Source organism: Paenibacillus donghaensis, from assembly GCF_002192415.1.
Classification (GTDB): domain Bacteria; phylum Bacillota; class Bacilli; order Paenibacillales; family Paenibacillaceae; genus Paenibacillus_AQ; species Paenibacillus_AQ donghaensis.
Genome location: NZ_CP021780.1, coordinates 130,637 through 145,699, shown reverse-complemented (window position 1 = coordinate 145,699; position 15,063 = coordinate 130,637). Strand labels below are relative to the sequence as shown.

General features: G+C 56.8%; 8 protein-coding genes. 1 reads left to right on the top strand and 7 read right to left on the bottom strand.

Features of this window, described 5'->3' with window-relative positions; all coding sequences use genetic code 11:
• Nucleotides 1–689: 689 nt before the first annotated feature.
• Nucleotides 690–2,669: a GTP-binding protein gene (locus B9T62_RS00620; RefSeq protein ID WP_087913507.1), complete on the bottom strand. Its 1,980-nt coding sequence runs from the start codon at nt 2,667–2,669 to the stop codon at nt 690–692.
• Between the two features lie 997 nt (nt 2,670–3,666).
• On the opposite strand from B9T62_RS00620, the gene B9T62_RS00615 reads away from it, so the two are divergent.
• Entirely contained in the window at nt 3,667–4,644 is a 978-nt protein-coding gene (locus B9T62_RS00615) for an S-layer homology domain-containing protein (protein ID WP_087913506.1), read from the top strand.
• Between the two features lie 291 nt (nt 4,645–4,935).
• On the opposite strand, the gene B9T62_RS00610 is transcribed toward B9T62_RS00615, so the two are convergent.
• The 6 genes from B9T62_RS00610 to B9T62_RS00585 form a co-directional block, all read right to left on the bottom strand.
• Nucleotides 4,936–7,263, bottom strand: coding sequence for a glycoside hydrolase family 88/105 protein (locus tag B9T62_RS00610; RefSeq protein WP_087913505.1), 2,328 nt, complete (start codon nt 7,261–7,263; stop codon nt 4,936–4,938).
• 17 nt (nt 7,264–7,280) lie between these two features.
• Nucleotides 7,281–8,552: an FG-GAP-like repeat-containing protein gene (locus B9T62_RS00605; protein WP_087913504.1), complete on the bottom strand. Its 1,272-nt coding sequence runs from the start codon at nt 8,550–8,552 to the stop codon at nt 7,281–7,283.
• Between the two features lie 48 nt (nt 8,553–8,600).
• Nucleotides 8,601–9,401, bottom strand: a complete 801-nt coding sequence (locus B9T62_RS00600) for a polysaccharide deacetylase family protein (protein WP_087913503.1) — start codon at nt 9,399–9,401, stop codon at nt 8,601–8,603.
• A 46-nt stretch (nt 9,402–9,447) separates the two neighbouring features.
• Entirely contained in the window at nt 9,448–10,143 is a 696-nt protein-coding gene (locus B9T62_RS00595; protein ID WP_087913502.1) for a DUF1961 family protein, read from the bottom strand.
• A gap of 11 nt (nt 10,144–10,154) precedes the next feature.
• Complete coding sequence (locus B9T62_RS00590; RefSeq protein WP_245864289.1) at nt 10,155–13,046, bottom strand: exo-rhamnogalacturonan lyase family protein; 2,892 nt, start codon at nt 13,044–13,046, stop codon at nt 10,155–10,157.
• A gap of 776 nt (nt 13,047–13,822) precedes the next feature.
• Nucleotides 13,823–14,965, bottom strand: coding sequence for an IS110 family RNA-guided transposase (locus B9T62_RS00585; RefSeq protein ID WP_087913501.1), 1,143 nt, complete (start codon nt 14,963–14,965; stop codon nt 13,823–13,825).
• Nucleotides 14,966–15,063: the final 98 nt, after the last annotated feature.

Here is a 15,063-nt window from a genome sequence, read left to right as displayed (position 1 = left end):
GAGTTTAGTTGCTACTTAAGTCCCATCCGAGGAGTTAAAATACTGTCATGAAACATTCGAAGCAATTAGATGCGAAAGTGCAACTAATTTCAGCCAGATCGTGAGCCAACAGGTGTTTAAGTGCGAATCTGCAACTAATTTCGAGTAAATCAAGCCTCTTACGCTCAAACGCCCAAATTAGGTGCCTTTTCGCATCTATTTCCTCCAAAATAGGAAAAAACCGTCATTTAGATGCAGTTTCACAACTAATTAATGATTCATACTTATAACGCCACCACAGAGCGAGTTTTCGATGTTTCTCTTCATACCAAGACCCAGGAAGTAAGCTGGTTTTGAACAAAAAATCCTGCTCAATCCACGGCTCCCGCACAGGGAGCGACTAGAGGCGCTAAACTGATTTATAAATGGTTGGCTGTTTCAATCCACGTTCCCGCACAGGGAGCGACAGGTACCCTTGCCAACCCTTACAGGACAAGGGTTGGAGGTGCCGAAAGTGCGAACCTCATGAAACTCATTGTAACTTGTCTGTACTTTAACGTGCAATATGCGATGAACCCTTGTCGCATATAGGGCACGGATCTCCAAGGGATTTCAGGTGCGCTTCTGGTTCGCACTTGTCAGCAGCATCCTTCAGGAATTAAGCCGCACGTTTCAGGTGTTAACTGTCCGTCCTGAGTCCTCTCTGCTACTCACGCCTGCAGCGCATTGCGCACACTGAGGATGTATTTGGCCTGATCGAGCGGGTTCACGCCCCGGCGGGTGCGTTCGGCGATGACGTCGGGTGGGCAAGGCTCGTAGCCGGCAAAAAAAGAAGTGAACGTGCTCCGCCCCTTCGTATAGGAGCTGAGGCTTGTGGGGTAATCGAGCGAGGTGGCCAGCGGCAGCCGGCCCTCGATAACCATCCGCCCGCCCTGCAGCACGGGCGGGTCGAAGGTGCCGCGCATCTGCACCAGGTCGTTCATCACACGGCCGCCGTTCTCCTCGGGCACGACGATGCGCACCTGTAGGATCGGCTCCAGCAGCGTGGTGCCGGTATGTGCCAGCCCGTCCATGATCGCCATCGGTGTGGCCACGGCGAAATCGAGCGGATGGGTATGCCATACATGATGCTGCCCCTCGGTCAGCGTCACCTTCAGGTCGGTGACCTCCCAGCCGCGCAGCCCCTGCTGGAGCGCCTCCGGCACCCGGCGGGCCGTCTCGTTCTGGTACTGCGGCAGCAGGTCCGAGCTTCGCACCTGCGAATCATAGACCAGACCGCTGCCGGGAGGCCCCGGCTCGATCAAGAAACGCAGGATCGCCCAACACGGCTTCGGCATCGTATAAGCCACGAATCCTTCACCTACGCGGCTCGGGGTTTCCTTATAGATCACGGACGGCGCGCCGAAAGTGATCTGCAGGCCGTAACGCTCCTCCAGCACGCTGCCCAGAATCTCCAGCTGGATCGGCCCCATCACCTTGATGTGCAGCTCGCGTTCCTCCGGCAGCCACTGTGTATCCAGCAGCGGATCTTCGTCAGACAGCTCCTGCAAGGCAGTGATCACCCTATGGCTGTCGGTATCCGCCGGCCAGAAGACTCGCACCGTCAGCAGCGGCACGGCAAGCTTGGCCTCCTGCGGCACCGCGCCGGGATGACCGAGCACATCGCCGATCCGCACGCCCGGCAGGCCATACAACACGGCGATGTCTCCCGCCTCCAGCGTTCCGGCATCCTCGGTGCGGCCACCCTCCACCTTGCGGATCTGTGTCACCTTGCCTTGTGCCCCGCTGGTATGGTTCAGTACCGTGTCCCGATTGCGGATGGCTCCCTCATACAGCCGCACGAAAGCCATGCGGCCCATGCTCGGGTCGCGCTGGATATTGTAGACAATACCGGACACTGGCTGTGCCGCATCCCCACCCGCCCGGGGCAGATAATCCAGCATGGCATCCAGCAGCGCGGTGATACCCAGCCCTTTGGCAGCAACGCTGTAGACCAGCGGAAACAGCTCGCCCCGGGCCGCCTTCTGCTGCAGCTGCCTCTTCCAGTCCGGCAACTGCAGCGGATTCCCTGACATATAAAACTCCAGCAGCGCCTCGTCGCGCTCGGCTAGGGCTTCCAGCAGTTCGGTCTGCGCAGCGACATCCGCGCCGTCCGACCACAGATCCTCTGCTCCTCTATAAGCCTGTTCTTCCCCTACAGGATGCTGTACAGGGATGATATCCGCCGACAGGTAATTCCGCGCATCCGCCAGTACGGCGGCGGGGGCGGCGCCGATCCGGTCCATTTTGTTCACCAGAATCAGTGTTGGAATCCCCAGCTTGCGCAGCGCACTCCAGATCATCTCGCTCTGTGCCTGCACGCCCTCCACCGCCGAGAGAATCAGCACCGCACAATCCATCACGCGCAGGGAGCGCTGCACCTCGGACAGGAAATCGACATGCCCCGGCGTATCTACCAGGTTGATCTGCACCCCTTTCCAGCCAAAAGAAGCCAGCGCCGCCCGCACCGAAATCCCCCGTTGCCGCTCCACCTCCATCGAATCGGTCAAGGCTGTGCCGCTATCCACACTGCCCAGGGCGCGGATGCGTCCGCTTTCATACAGAATATGCTCGGTTGTGGTCGTTTTCCCTGCATCCACATGAGCAAAAATACCCACATTCATCCGTTCGATCCCCTGCTGCTGAGTCATCTATCTTCTCCTTAATCGGCTTGATTTTGAAATGGTTACTTCCACTGTTACTACTTAGGCTTCGGTATGATGCGGACATCGAAGACTCTGCTCCTTGGCCGTATTCTAAGTTTGAACCCTTGATTTAGTTGCGCAAACACATCTAATTGGCGGTTATTTTCCTTTGTGGAGGAAATAAATGCGAAAACGCATTCTAATTTGGGCTTCTGAGCGTAATAGGCGTGATTTACTCGAAATTAGTTGCAAATTCGCACGTATTCGCCTCCTGATGGACGATTCCTCGGCTGTAATTAGTTGCAGTTTCGGTTACTACTTAGGACCCGGGTTTTTCCCATATAGATTTGAGCGTCTAAGTCCAAACACGTAGGTGGCTATGGGGAAAATCTACCATTAACTCCCAGCTAGTGTTTGGTTTTCATGACATATAGGGAAAAGTTACCATTAAATTGTCTTTCGAGGGCATTATGAAGCGGATAGCACGTAATTAGCGGTAGAAACTCCCTATACCCCATAGTAGTAACCATCCACTACTCTTCATACTAAGCGATCCTTCGGGGCCGTTCCACCCCTGCCTTTGAATTGATTTATGCAAGGCCGCGCGGGTATGTAGTTACTGGTGACGTTATTTCAGGAAGGTCTATTTGCTAAATCGGAACCTGGACGAGGCCAACGAAACGAAACGCCAGACAGATTGAATCGATCGGGGAGTGCGGTTGTGGCGGCTGTGATGTATCCCGACCGGAGGAGCTCCGGCAGGGCATTGGCGCGTCAGTTTAGGCTTCTTCCAAGGCGAGTCAAGTCGTTTTTATGAAGATGGCCGCACTGGAACTGGCAGGATACGGCATCCGCGTAATGCGGCACGGAGATTTATGTGGATGGGGCGGAATCACTGCTGCGGGGGTAAGCGTATCCGCAAGCCAAGATATTTTCGCAAATGTGTGATTAGCTGCAACATTTCTTGGCAAACTACCATCTATGAAGATAGAGGTGATGCACAATGAAGAAGACAAATCTTACAATGAGCGCTAAAAAAATGACTATAGCGTGCGGAATTCTGGCAGCCAGCTTATCGTTTGGAGCATCGGCATTTGCATTCTCCGACCTGAAAGGCGATCCTGCGGAAGCTAAGATCAACGCTCTGTATGACGCCGGCGTAATCAGTGGAGTAACCAGCGACAAATTCGCTCCGAAAGCCAAAGTCACTATGGCTCAGGGTATACAATTCCTCGTCAAAGGACTGGAGCTGTCCCCGCAGCCAAGCATTGGCAGCAGTTCGGCTACGGCCAGCACTTTTTTTGACAAGGTTAGCGACAACTCGTGGTATGCTTCCTCCTTCCTGATTGCCAAGCAGAACGGCCTGTCCCTGGCGCAGAATGTAGATCCGAATGCTGAGATGACGCGGGCACAATTCGCCCACCTGCTGACTCAGGCCCTGCAGAGCAAAGGGGATTTCCCTGTTACCAGAATGTATGTAGAGGTCGCTGATGGCGGCAAGCTCTCGAACGAAGTGATGAACAGCATGCAGATTCTGCTGAACACGCGGATTATCACACTGGACAACGGGAAGTTCCGTCCGATGGATACCATTACCCGCTCCGAAGCCGCTGTTATGATCCATGATGCCGCCGATTTCGCCGCACGTGTGATCGAACCTTCCGAACCCGAACCGATGCCGGTCAATAACGCCGATACAGACGTTGCACTGGAAAAAGTGGCTGAAGGCGTCAACAAAGCTACGGTTACCGTCAACAATCTGCCCCATCCGGGGTACGGCGTGGCCGTGGAGCGCATTGAATTCACAGGTGCCACAACAGCTGTAATCTATTTCAAGATCACCGATCCGGACCCTGACAAAATGTACCCTCAGGTCATCTCCAAAGGCACGGTAGTAACTTATCTCCCCGAAGGCTATACCGCTACAGCGGTGCCTGTAACCGGCTCCAGCTGGCTGAACTCCTCTGTCAGCACGGAATAATTCAGCGTTGAAGGAGCAAGTAGAATAACAAAATGTTACTACTTAGGTCCAGCGACAAATTAGAGGGATTTCCTACCGCTAGTTGGTCTCAGAATGGGGATTCAAGGTAGTTATAGGGAATTTCCCTATAGCCACCTACGCGGACTCCTTAGAAAGCTAAAACCTATATCAGAGGCAAGAGGCTTAAGTAATAATAGTAAAATAGAATAATAAAAAGGTCACAAGTGCCGGGATTGGCAGCTTGTGACCTTTTTACGTTGGAAAAGAAGATGTCTAAGACTCAAAAACAGCTCAGATGACTCGCATCGGCTCGGTCTGCTCTGCCCCAAGCGCTGCAAGCATCCGGCGCAGCTCAATGCCTGCCAGCAGCACAATGCCGATGCCGTGGGTATCGTTCAGCTGCCAACTCAGCTCCTCCTTATAATACAGTGGATTGAAGGAATACCCGGAGCCGCGGCAGACGCCATAGACATTGCCTTGTTTGTCGATACAGTAGCGGGACAAGGCATCCCAACCCTGAATGGCGGAGGCGATATAGGCTTCTGGCTCAGGGAGCCAGCCGCTGCGCACGCTTCGGGCAAAAGCGTAAATAAACATCGAGGTGCAGGATGCCTCGGCATAGGATTCAGGATCAGTCAGCACCTGATGCCACAATCCCTGCTCATCCTGCAGCCGGAGATACCCTTTGCTGAGCTGACGCAGAAACTCCAGCAGCTGCGGACGCCGGGCATGCGATTCCGGCAGGACGGACAGCAGCTCAGCCAGCGAGAAGATCACCCAGCCGTTGCCCCGGCCCCAAGGCACACCGTTCGGGCGGTCAAACTTATAATCATAGACATGATGCATGATGCCAGGCTCCGGCTGGAACAGCCGCTTTTTATATAGAAGAAACTGCGAAACCGCATCCTCCTGATAAGCGGAATCTCCGCTCAGCTGAGCATATTTGGCCAGAAACGGCGTGCTCATGTACAGATCATCGCACCACATCGTGTCCTGCATGAAATCGACCGTACCTCTGACCCGGTACAAGGCTCCGTCCGGCAGGCGGTCCTGTACTTCGGTAATGTAGGCGGCGATATCGGCAGCAGCTTGCTCGGCTCCCCGCAGGGGCGACAGCTTATGGGCCTCCAGCATGGCCGCTCCGAAGGAGCCGCAGTCGTCCAGCGAATCCATCATCGCCAGCTGGTGGTTGATGCCCGGCGCACCATATTGATCGCGGTCCCAGAGCGCGTATTCATGCAGGGCGGTGCACTGCCCGATATGCCGCTGGGCATATTCGCTATAATGGGGAGCGGACAGCTCCGCGCCTGTTCTCAGCAGTCCGTAGAGCGTTACCCCAAGCGGATAATTCCAGCGGCCGTACATCCCGCTCTCCAGATAAGGCCGCACCCAGCTGTCCGGCTGATCGACCCGCCAGAAGGTCTGTTCGGCCCCGCTGCCGAACAAGCGATCCATAGCCGCCAGCTCGGCAATTGTTGGCGCACCCGCTGCACTGAACGGTCCAAGATACAGCCATGTCCCGGTCATGCCTTCCACCGGATACGGCTGGATCAGCGCAGCCGGCGGGCTGCCGGGCAGCACCTCCAGCTCGAAGCCCCAGCCGCCGTCGCCATCGCCGCAGACCGCTTCGACGATCAGCTCATGGATGCCGTACCCCAGCTGAAGCGGAAGCTGGGTGACTCCGCTTCCCGGCTGCAGCGTAGCGGCCAGTTGCCCGTCCACGTAGACAGTGGCTGGTGCTGCTCCGCGATAGCTGCCGTGCAGGACCGCGCCCTGCGTGCTGCGCACATCCAGCTTGCACCAGGCCAGAGCTTTGGCTCCCGGCACCCTCCCGAAGATCCGGGAGAGGTTGCCGTCCGCCATTTCGCGGGGCGTCCACTGCCCCGCGGGATACCACGCGCAGCGCGCCGCCAGCTCCGCTTCCGCCGCTGCGCCCCGGGCGTCCGCGCCGTAGCCGGCGAGTCCGCCTGCGGCAACCCGCGCCGCGCCAGGCTCCGGCGCGCCTGTGCCCGCTGCCTCGCCGTCCCGGCGGCCCGGCAGCGCCGAGACCGGCCAGCGGGCGGCTTGCGGCCCGCTGTAGATCCAGCCCTCCCCGCCGCTCTGCCTCGCGGGGGCGGGCACAAGCACATGCAGCGGCGATCCCTTCACGCTGCCTGTGCCAACCACGCCGCCGCAGCCGGTGGCGGTGGCGGCGAACTCCAGGACAAGGTGGTTCCACCCCTTGTCCAGCGTGGCCCGGAACGAGGTTCTGCGTTCCGGGAACACATCATCGTTCAAGTTGGAGGCGAAGGCCTGGCGGCCGTTGATGAACAACTTGAGCGGGCCGTAGCAGCTCGCTGCCAGCGGAGCCTCCGTCTCCTGCTCGCTCCACAGCTTGGACCAGCCATAGACGAATTGCCCCGGCTCAAGCTCCGGGAACCGCTCGCCCAGATTCATCTCATAGCGGCAATCGCTCCGCCGCCGGAATCCGCTGCGCGAATGGACCCGGTAGACCGGGGGCTGCGGCGGATTCGCGCCGATATAACGGCCGGCAACCGCAGCCAGCACATTCGCGGAATCACCGCCCGCATAACGTGCGATGCTGTCATGCTCAGGGAAATACTCGGGAATCAGAGCCATTCTGCTCACTTCCTCCCTCACACTGTGATCTCGCCGCCCGGATACAGCGTGGAGCTGTACAACCTTTTAGACTGGGGCAACGGGCCACCTGATCTAGCGGCCAGTTCCAGCGGTTCGCTGGCGTATATCGTAGCTGTCTCATCGGTATAGATCACCGCCTGCTCTGTGCCGCAGCCGAGCAGATCGGCGTGGACAACGTAACCTTCCTCAGGAAATTGGGCCACAATCTGCATATGGCCGTCATAGAGTGCCGGAAGAACACCCCCGCCCCGGCGGTAAGCGAGGATGTAATCCGGCGCGTCCGGCGTCCAGTGGCTGAACGTCTCCACTATGGTCAGCCAGCCGGAAGTGGTGCGTTCCTCCTTCCACAGCTCCCGGCCTTCATTGTCCAGCAGGAACAAGGCGTCCTTGCCCTTCAGCCCTTTGCCGTCATCCTCGCGGACCATCCGGTCCAGCCCCGCGACCTGCAGACCCGGAAGGTCTGGCCTGAACCGGCCCAGCGCCAGGTGCTGCGACTCGATTGAGCCTGCATAACGCCACAGCTCCTGGCCATCCCGGTCATACATCACGGTCACGCTGCCGCCGATTACCAGCTCCGGCAGCCCGTCGCCGTTCACGTCTCCGGCCCAGATGCAGTCCGCATGATCCTCCAGATCACGGCAGCTCCATTGCAGCTTCCCGTTGTGATCCAGCAGATCATACCCGGCCATCACCTCGTCATGATGATCGCCATTCAGATCATGCACCCAGGGGAAATGCCCCACATTGCCTTTATGCGTCCACAGCAGCTTGAAATCCTGGTCCATCGCCCATAGCTGATGATAACGGTCTTTGAGAATGATATCCCTCGCCTGGCTGCCGCCGCTCAGATTGGCAATAATGATGCAGTCATGGGCATGGGGAGCAGGCAGATCGTGCACAGCCTTCAGACTGCCCGTCGCACCGTCGAGAATCTGGAAGCGCCCATCCATGACACACAGCACCTCCAGCCTGCCATCGCCGTCGATGTCACAGAGCTGGGCCGGATAATCCGAGCCTTGGCTGCCCGCTCCTGGATCAGGAGTTCCGGTCTGCCATAACAGCCTGCCGTCCAGATCAAAAGCGGTGAGACACTGCACCTGATGAGGAATATACCGCACATCCTGGCGGTTATCCGGCTGCACCAGCAGCAGCTCTGCCCGGCCGTCTCCGTTCAGGTCGCCCAGCAGCATTTTGCAGCGTGGACCGGCGGCGGAAATATCGATCGCTGCCAAAGGGAAAGGTGATCTCAGTTGATTTTGATTATGCATAAGCTTAAATTATGCCTCCTGTCTACTGACTAATGTCTACAGACCTGCTTAGGACAATTCCACGGTAACGCCACCGGGAATCTCCACCGCGCTGCCGCCAACCTCCATCCAGAGCGTGGCCGCACCCGGATTATAGACGAAATCCCGCGCCGCCGAGAACACCAGCCGCTCGCAAGCCTTCATGTAGTTATAAATTTCGATATTGGTCGCATACCAGATGTCATCCTGACCACCCAGCTGCTCACAGAAACGTTCCATCAGGTCCCAGTTATTATCGTTATCGAATTCATAGCTGTGACCCCAGACGTACATCATATACAGGTACTGCCGCTTATGCAGCCCCTTGAACGTCTCTGCATGCTCCAGCAGGCGGTCATTATGATGGCAGGTGCCCCGCCATTCCAGATAGTCTTCCGGTATGGCGAAGCTGCCGGTGGTCTGCACCGCTCTGGCATATTCAATGCCCAACGAAGGCAGCAGCTGCTTGATCGCCGTGTTGAACGAACCATTCGGATAGGACATGCCGCGCACCGGAACCTTAAGCAGACGTTCCAGCCCTTTGCGGTCCTCCATAATCTCATCGACAATCTGCTCCAGTGGGCAGCGGGCCAATGTAGGGTGATGGCTGGTATGTGCCGACACCTCATGGCCTGCGTAAAGGTCAGCAACCTCCTCAGCTGCAATCCGGTCGCCTTCACCAAGCAGACCGGAATTCAGATGAAAGGTCCCGCGGATTCCATTGCGGTTAAATAGCTGTACCAGCCGTTCGTCTGCTCTTCTGCCGTCGTCATAGCTCATGGTCAGCACCTTGTGCTTGCCTTGCGGGAAACAATAATAAATATTAGGCATATGTGATCTCGCTCCTTCTTCCGACAACCGGCTGCCGCCTGCTGCCCTACTCTCCATATACAACCAAATCCCCATATTCGGCAATCAGCGGCGCCATCTGGCGGAAGCCGATCCGGCCCCCTGCCAGCAGCGGGCCATAACTGCTGCCGTCGTCTTCCCAGGTGAACAACACCAGTCCATTGATGGCGAAGGTAACACGCGCGCCTTGCTTCAGCACCAGCATCCGGTATGGTCCGTTCATATCGGGAACATCGGGCAGCGGGTCCGCTCCTTGGGCGACCAGATGAAAGCCATAGCTTTTGCGCAGATTACAGGTGTGGAATTGACGCTCTTCGGTCCACATCCGGCGGAAATAAGAGATGTGAAAAGCGTCCATCGACCCGTGATGGTACTGCTCATATTCGCCGGTGCGGCGCGGAAGCGAGGGATCGAACAGATCCTTGCCGCCTGCGCCCTGCGCGGCGAAGAACAAAATGGCCAGCCCCGGCTCCTTCAGCGGGCGGAACTCCCAGGAGACCGCAAGGTCGCCGGGGAATGTCTCGGGGCACCAAAGCACCAGATTGGCCTTCTGCCCTTCTTCGGCGCTCCGTGTGCTCTCCAGCCTCAGCCGCTTCATTGGGAACGTAAGCGCGCCTTCCCCCTCCAGCCGGAATCCGGCCACATCTTCTGGAGAAGCCAGCGGATTCTGGTAGAGCTTCCGCAAGCCTTGGGGGATCAGTTGTTCTCTGGCTGGTTCATTCATAAGACCACCTCCTATCGGGGCAAAGCCTCTGGGATCAGCTGCAGCGCGATGATCGTATTCAGCGACCACTGGGATGCTTCATTAGTGTTGATCCAGTCGATCTCATCCAGCTCCGCCACATACGTGACCCTGGAGGCTTCCTGCTGCAGGTTCACCAGCGCAAACGGATTATCAAGCAGAATCGACCAGCAGCGTTCTGCGGTGGCCTGATCCTTGAGGTAATAAGCCCCGTAAGCAGCGATGCCCACACTGAGCACAGGATGCTCAAACCGCAGCTTGCCGGTAATCAATCCGCCGCTCAGCAGATCCTTCTCCTCCTGCGGCAGATTATAGAATACACCGAACTCGGCCAGCATATCGTTCCATTCCGGGTCCTCCAGCATCTCGGCCAGCTCGAACCACACCTGCGGCCCGCCCATGCTGATCGCCAGATGGCGGCCCCAGTTGTCATCCCCCATCCCCGTAAGAATGCCGGTCTGCGGGTCATAGCCATACGTGGGCCCCGACAACAGCCGCAGCTTCGCCGCTTTGATGCAGTTGATGCCTGTGATGATTTTGTCGCGGTAGGCGGTATCCTGCATCCGTTCCCAGCGGGTCAGCCAATTGGAGCTGAACGCCGCCCAGTCCGGTCCCACCCGCACATGCGTAGGGAATTCATCCGGCGGAAAATAAGCGCGCATCGGATCAAGGGTAGCAGTGGCATAATCGGCATCCTTGGCAGCATCCATAATGTCGCCGATCCGCTCGTCCCCGGTTAGATAATAATAGTAGCGGTGCAGACCGGCCATCGCGATACGGGCTTCCTTGCAGCCACAACCCCAGTGCACTACATTGTGCCTGGAGCCCAGCCCGGCATATTCACCGAAATGGTAGGCGTCGACCTCGCTGGTATGCCGGGTCATGGCTTCCGCCATCGCGAACACATCGCTGCGGCCGGTGCGCAGGAAGGTCAGCCACAGCCACATCTGCGGAACCAGCTCACCGTTCTGCCAGGCACAGCCGCCGAGGTCATAATTCCAGACATGGCGGACCGGATCATAGCTGTGCATGAAATCGCCGTAATCCCAGTAGCCGTACCACTTCCGCTGTTCCACCTCCTGCTGGTAGAAGGTGATAATGCCGTCGAGTTTATCTTCCAGTGCAGCTGCGGCTGGATGGCTGCGGTCCGGCAGGCTCCAGATGCCAAAAGCACCCGCCAGATGGTAATATTCCGGCTCACATACCAGCCGGGCAGGCTGCTCTGCTTGTTCCTGCATGGCGAGCAGCAGCTCCGTTCCCGGGGTCTGCGCGGTGCACCATATCATCAGCTCGCTGGTATTGGCGATGCCGTAAGGCGTGGCCCGCAGCTCCTCCGCACCTTCGTAGGAGGACTCCACATGGGTGCGGGTATCGTAATGGCGCAGGTCCATGACAGCCGCGTCCGGCGACCAGAACCAGGCGGTGAACAGCGCCGCTTCCGCAGCCATGAAGTCCACCTCCAGGCCCGACGGGTGCTTGCGCCAGAAATTCGGCATACCCACGGCCAGCCCGCCGCCTGCTGAACCGACATATCCCAGGCCTCCGGCACGCCGTCCCTCCGCCGCTTTAATCCAGGTACAGCCCGCTTCCGTACGCTTATGAATGGCGTAGTGCTCGGACGAATCCTGCACCAGCTTGAAGCTGTTCCAGGTCGCCGAATCTTCGAGCAGTCCGAGGAAATACGCATCCTCTTCCGGGTCGAACTCAACCGTGCGGCCTTCCACCTGATCTTTGAACCATTCACGGTATTTGCCCTGGGTCCGTCGCGTATGCAGCGTCTTCGGCGACTCGCTGAAGATTCCGCTATCTCCGGCGAAGCGCACATGGCGGTTGTATGCAGGACCGCGCTGCGGCACCTCAAAAACAATCCCCAGCCCGCGGATGAAATCCTGCTGCGGATCTCCGTCATAATGAAACGTATGCACGAGCCGGATCGAATCCAGCCCGGCATGGAAATAGAGCCGCAACGTATAAGGAAGCCATTGCGGCTGGTCCTCGCTGGGGAGGTGTTGCTCTTGCTGCTCGATAGTACGGTATTGCTCTTCACGCTTCCCAATGCGGCGCTGCCCTTCGCGCCCGCTCGCATCCAAGCGGTGCAGCCCCTCCAGCTTCACCACGGCCTGCAGCGGTCCGTCCTGCTCCAGCACCGCCTTCATCGTATGGCCTGTGAACGGCTCCTGCCGCACGACCACCGCCTCTGCTCCCTCTACGCGCTGCTCGCGGATGCAGACCAGTTCGCCTCTGCTGCAGATTTCCGTACTTTCCGGTGTAGAAGACGGAGAGGTGCGGACAATGCTGCGGATCAGACCGCTGCCCTGCTTGTTTACTGTGCATACGATGACGCCTGTATTCACAATGAACGCGTCTGCCGTCTCTTCTACAGCTATTTGCCCGTCGGGCAGGCGTTGCTGATGCTTTTGCTCTTTCTCTTGCTCCTTATGTTGCAGTCCATGCTCTAGTTGTTTCTGTCCATGCTCTAGTTGTTGCTGTCGCTGCTCTTGCTGCCCTTGCTGCTCGTTCTGCTCTTGCCGTTGCTGCCCTTGCCGTTGTTGCTCCTGCCCCTTTTCTTGTTCTTGCTCCTGAAGTTGCTGCTCACACTCCGAACGTACCACCCGCCCACCATTTCTGGCGACTCGATAATTCAGCGGGGCTGCAGCTTCACAGACTGCCGTATGCGTGGACCATTTGATACTGCCATCCGGCCAATAGGCTGCGGGTCTGCTCTGCATAGGCTGAGGTATCTCCTGCCCGGGGACCAGCAGCTCCAGTTGGTCCAACTCTCTGCTGCCCAACTCCCCCTTGACCCAGGGAATCCCCCAGGTCACTCCCGCAGCAAGCTGCGGTTTCTGCAGCCAGCGCAAGCTGACCGTTAGGGCTGAGGACATAACAACCATCTCCTTTTTAATCATCTTCTGTATCCATGTAATATAACTGCTGCAAGGTTGGATTTTCTTATAACAGACGCGAGACGCGCCGGGCTCTGATAGTGTTTAAACAAGCTTGCTTGCGAAATAATAGCCAAGGTGGTTACTACTTAGGTTCCAGCGAGAATTTAGGATGTTTCCTGAAATGTTCAGAGCAAATAGATGCGAAACTGCCTTCTGGTAACCCACGTCCTAGCGGACCGTATAGCTCCTGTTATGAACGAAACCTGTCAAGTCACCCGCCTGCATGGTGAACCAGGGCGGATTTAAATAAAGGCTCTTGTTTGGTTGGTTTTACGAGTCCAACAAGAGCCTGTCAAGTGTTCTTCTTTACAGGCGGCTCTATCTTTACCATACTTTCCAGTCGTCCGGCAAGCTTGCTTGCTGGACACGCCTACGGCGTGTATCCGGGGTGCAGGGGGAGAACCTCCCTGCATTTCCCCTAGGGGGACGGAAGGGGCGATCATTTCTTAGCTCAGAGACAAAAGCTATTCGCTGGTTGGCAATCTGTTATCCGTGGGTTCACACACATTCTACATCCGACTGAAGAGCTTTACCGCTAACTATTGACGAGCATACGACCCCGCTTGCTCAGATCGCGCTCAAGGAGCTCTCGCGGGTTTTCTCTTCCCTTGCTGATTTTGCCTCTGAGGTAAAAGATGATCGCTCCCCGATCACCCCCTTTCCTGTATTGGATATCTCCTGAATGGTGCAAGCAGCCTTCTTGGGAGGTTGCCTTATCCTGCTTCTTGGATCTCTACGGACTGCCGCTGCACTTCCTGGGCGATGGCCCACACAAAACCTGCCAATTCCCGGGCCACAGCCACCGCAATACATCCCTTGGTCTTGCCTCTCCACAACAGCGCGTTATATTTCTTGTGCAGCCGGGTCTGCGCGCTCCAGGCCAAGCTTTGTACTTCTGCAGGCAACCCCGTCAGTCGTTCTCTTAACTTTCTGCGGACACCGGGCGTATGCCGATAATGCCAGGCGGCTTCCACCAATACCCTTCGCAGATGGGCATTGCCCGCCTTCGTGATTCGACCTTGTCTACGCGTATCGCCCGAGGAATTCTCACTGGTGACGAGTCCGCAGTAACTCATGAAGTCTGCTGCGCTTGCAAATCGGGAAATGCTGATGATCTCTGTGCTTAGTGTCACCGCCGTCACGAGAGCCACTCCACGCAAGGCCTGAAACGCCTGGATAAGCGGACGCTGGGAATGACTTCCTTTTTCTGCCTGTTGTTCGATTTCTTGTTCGTATCTCAAGATTCGTTCTTTCGTTTCCCAGATGGATTGCCGATACTCCTGGAAGGTCACGCGTTGACATTCGTTTGAGAACCGCAACGTATCCAACCATTCTTCATGGGCAAAGGTGCCGGTTTTTGATTTTTTCGGATTGCTAATTTGATACCGTAACAAAAATTTCCCAAGTCGCTGCATATGACGCGTCAGATCTTCTTTGGCATCTTCCCGGGCTCGAACAAGATCTCGCAGCGCTTCATCTTCAGGGGTTGGCGTGTATACCGCGGTCAGTTCACCTGCGCGAAAGAGTTGCGCGAGTCGTTTGGCATCCCGTTTGTCGGTCTTGATGCGATCTCCGGGACGCTTGGGAATGAGAGAAGGGGCGACCACCGTGCAGGCAATGCCCATCTCTAGTAACCAGCGATACAAGACATACCCGGTAGGACCTGCCTCATAGCAGACATTCAATTGAACTTCTCCGTTCTGTTGCAAGTGTTTCATGAGCTTGCTGACCGCACTTTTTGAATGTTCCAGCATTCCCCAATACCGAGCTTCCCCTCGTTCGCCTTCGTCAGCAAGGGCGACTGCGATCTTGGACTTGGATACGTCTAGACCTACATACTTTGTGGTTATACTCATAGTAAACCGACTCCTTTTTTGTTTAATAGCTCTGCATTGGATACTGAGATCTATTTGCTTTCAGTTTTTCCAAATGTAACCTACGAATAAACAAACTT